Raw genomic sequence first — 2,479 nt, 5'->3', positions numbered from 1 at the left:
GGGGTGTCGTTCCCCTGGGGATCGCGGGAGTGGTCTCGTGGTCCGTGTGGTTGTTCCGACGGCTATTGTCCTCTCGCTACAAGCCGATCGAGAATGACTTCCGCGCCTCGACGTCCGTCGTCGTTCCCTCCTTCCGGGAAGACCCTGACGTCATCGAACGCTGTCTCAAGACCTGGCTCGACCAGGGTCCTGATGAGCTCATCATCGTCCCGGATGTCGAGGACGTCGAACTCATCAAGCGGCTGACCAGGCACGCTCGGCAAAATCCGGTCATGCGGGTGATGCCTTTCGTGCACGAGGGCAAGCGGTCGGCGCTGGGCGTCGGCATCGCCGCGGCCACCAAGGAGATCGTGGTGCTCTGCGACTCCGACACGGCCTGGGAGCCGGGCCTGCTCGCCGCGGTCCAGATGCCCTTCGTCGATCCCAAGGTCGGCGGGGTCGGTACCCGCCAGAGCGTCTACAACGCGCGCACCAGCGTCTGGCGCCGGGTGGCGAACTGGTTGGTCGACATCCGCTACCTCGACTACGTACCGGCGCAGGGTCGGGCCGGCGCGGTCGCCTGTCTCTCCGGCCGGACGGCCGCCTACCGCCGGGAAGCCATCGCTCCGGTGCTCCACAACCTGGAGAACGAGTTCTTCCTGGGCCGGCGCTGCATCGCCGGGGACGACGGCCGGCTGACCTGGCTCACCCTGGCGTCCGGTTACAAGACCATGCACCAGGACTCGGCCCGTGCGATCTCGATGTTCCCGGACAAGTTGAAACCGTTCATCAAGCAGCGGGTCCGCTGGAGCCGCAACTCCTACCGTTGTTACCTCACGGCGATCTACAAGGGCTGGCTGTTCCGGCAGCCGTTGATCTGCCAGATCAGCGTTCTCCAGATCCTGCTGACCCCGGTCACCATGGGGGTGGCCATGACCTACCTCGGGTTCTGGATCGCGCGACCGCAGGCGAACGCCCCTCTGATCGCGGTCGCATGGCTCCTGGGCGGACGCGCCGTGCGTGGATTCTCCCACCTGCGGGAGCATCCGCGGGACATCTTCATCCTCCCGGTGGTCGTTCTGATGATCGTAGTTGTCGCACTTCCGATCAAGACATGGGCGTTCTTCACCATGAACAAGCAGGGCTGGCTGACCCGCCGCGCCGACCTGATCGGCGGCGAGGGGCAGTCGGACGCGTCCGTTCGGATGAGTCAAAAATGATCGGAGTTTCATGATCACCCCGATGTCTGGACTCTCCGGTGCCCAGCGTTCGGCCTCCGACGCCCGCCGCCGGCCACCGCGGCGGGCGCGCGTGCGCGTGTGCGGCGCGCTCGTCGGTATGTGCTTGGTCGTCGTTCCAGGCTTCATGGCTGTTCCAGGCATCGTGGGCGTGGCAACGGCGGCGGCACTGCCGCCGTTGCCCCCGGTCACCTCCGCGGACGCCAAGCGGGAGGCCAACCTGGTCGCCGCCGAAGACATTCGACTGCGGGCGACGTTTGCGAAGTTCGGCGTGCTCAAGGCGCCGGCCATCGTGCAGAACCAGGGCACCCTCTCCACCCTGCTGCTGCCGGGACGTCCGGCTCCCTACACGGTCGACGAGGTTGTCGCGGCCGGCGGTATGCGCAAGGAGGTCGACGGTGCGCTCCTGGTGCAGATCAACATCGTGGTCGGGCCGAACGCACGCCTCATCATCGACTCGAAGTACGGGTCGCTGCGTCTGGCCAGCAGCCCCGCGGGGTTCGCAGCGCTGACGAGCTGGCGCGGCGCCCTCGAGATCAACGGCGGTAACGCCCAGCAACCGATGAATGTCACATCCTGGGATGTCAAGGAACTCAAACCCGACCTCAACGTGGTTGACGGGCGTGCCTACATCCGCACGATGGGTGGCGAGCTGGTCGTGCGCAACGCGCGCGTGTCCAACCTCGGCTTCTGGAACGGCCGTTCCGGTGGGCTCGCCTGGACGGGTAGCAAGGGTCAGCCCAGTACCGGCGGCGCGGCCAACTCCACGTTCATCAACAACGTGTGGGGTGCCTACATCTCCGGTAGCGAAAACATTCAGATGGTCAACGTCCGGCTGGAGGGCAACGACCGTGCCGGTCTCGCCGTCCACCGGGACGCGATCAGCACCCTTATCTCCGGTAGCACCGCCATCGCCAACCACGGTGACGGCATCACCATCGACCGCGCGTCGGGCTCCCGGGTGATGCGCAGCACGATCTCGGGCAACAGCGGTGACGGCATCACCCTGGACGGTCGTGGCATCGGCATCGTCGCCACCGCGACCGGGGTGCAGATCAACCAGGTCAAGGGCACCGTCATCGAGGCCAACACGCTCACCGACAACGGCCGGTACGGCATTCGGGTCCTCGGCGGTGAGGACGGGACCGTCCGCGGCAACACGGTCTCGGGCAGTTCGGTGGGCATCGTGGTCAAGAGCGGTGCGAACGGCACCCAGATCATCGACAACACCGTCAGCGGCGTGATCGACGCCGCGGTACAGG

The 2,479-nt window shown here is 66.4% G+C and carries 2 protein-coding genes; both read left to right on the top strand.

Annotation, left to right across the window (positions count from 1 at the left end; genetic code table 11):
* A partial coding sequence (locus U9977_RS03830; protein ID WP_322747756.1) for a glycosyltransferase family 2 protein occupies positions 1 to 1,199 on the top strand: 1,199 nt, incomplete at its 5' end.
* 22 nt (positions 1,200 to 1,221) lie between these two features.
* Positions 1,222 to 2,479 (top strand): right-handed parallel beta-helix repeat-containing protein (locus tag U9977_RS03825; RefSeq protein WP_322747755.1); only part of this gene is annotated, 1,258 nt, incomplete at its 3' end.

It is taken from the genome of Protofrankia sp. Cas8 (assembly GCF_963555845.1).
Taxonomy (GTDB): domain Bacteria; phylum Actinomycetota; class Actinomycetes; order Frankiales; family Frankiaceae; genus Protofrankia.
This window is presented reverse-complemented; position numbering and strand designations above follow the sequence as displayed.